This window comes from Elstera litoralis (assembly GCF_000963705.1).
GTDB classification, from domain to species: domain Bacteria; phylum Pseudomonadota; class Alphaproteobacteria; order Elsterales; family Elsteraceae; genus Elstera; species Elstera litoralis.
In genome coordinates, this window is the sequence record NZ_LAJY01000921.1 from 1 (window position 1) to 917 (window position 917).

Annotated in this window: 1 pseudogene; it reads left to right on the forward strand. The window is 56.2% G+C overall.

From position 1 onward, the window contains the following. Nucleotides 1–917, forward strand: a pseudogene (locus tag VZ95_RS20740) (preprotein translocase subunit SecA); the annotation flags it as partial.

Consider the following 917-nt stretch of genomic DNA (forward strand, 5'->3'; position numbering starts at 1 on the left):
TATCGACCGGCTGTATCGTCAATGGTCTGAACGATGTCGAGCGCCGGGCCGCCTACGCCTGCGACGTGACCTACGGCACGAATAATGAATTCGGCTTCGATTACCTGCGCGACAATATGAAGTTCCGCCTGGACGATATGGTTCAGCGCCCCTTCCATTACGCCATCGTCGATGAAGTCGATTCGATCCTGGTCGATGAAGCGCGCACGCCGCTGATTATCTCCGGCCCCGCCGAAGATAGCTCGACGCTCTATAAGGCCGTGAACGTCCTTATTCCGCGTCTGGGCGAAGGGGATTTCGAGAAGGACGAAAAAGGCCCGCACGGTGGCCCTCACCGAAGCCGGGCAAGAAAAAATCGAAGAGCTTCTAACCGAAGTCGGCCTGCTGGAAAGCGGCGCGCTCTACGATATTAATAATGTGAACCTGGTCCACCACGCCAATCAGGCCTTACGCGCCCATGTGCTGTTTACCCGCGATGTCGATTATATCGTCAAGGACGATAAGGTCATCATCATCGACGAGTTTACCGGCCGCATGATGGAAGGCCGCCGCTATTCCGAAGGGCTGCATCAGGCCCTGGAAGCGAAGGAAGGCGTGACAATCCAGATGGAGAACCAGACGCTGGCCTCCATCACCTTCCAGAATTACTTCCGCATGTACCCGAAGCTGGCCGGGATGACCGGTACGGCGGCGACGGAAGCGGCGGAATTCCAGGAAATCTACAATCTCGAAGTGGTGGATATTCCCACCAATGTGCCGGTCTCGCGTAAAGACCATGACGATGAGGTCTATCGTACCGCCCGCGAGAAATACGAAGCTATCGCCGCCCTTATCAAAGAATGCCGCGAGCGCAATCAGCCGGTGCTGGTCGGCACGGTTTCGATTGAAAAATCGGAACTGCTGTCGGAACTGCTGAA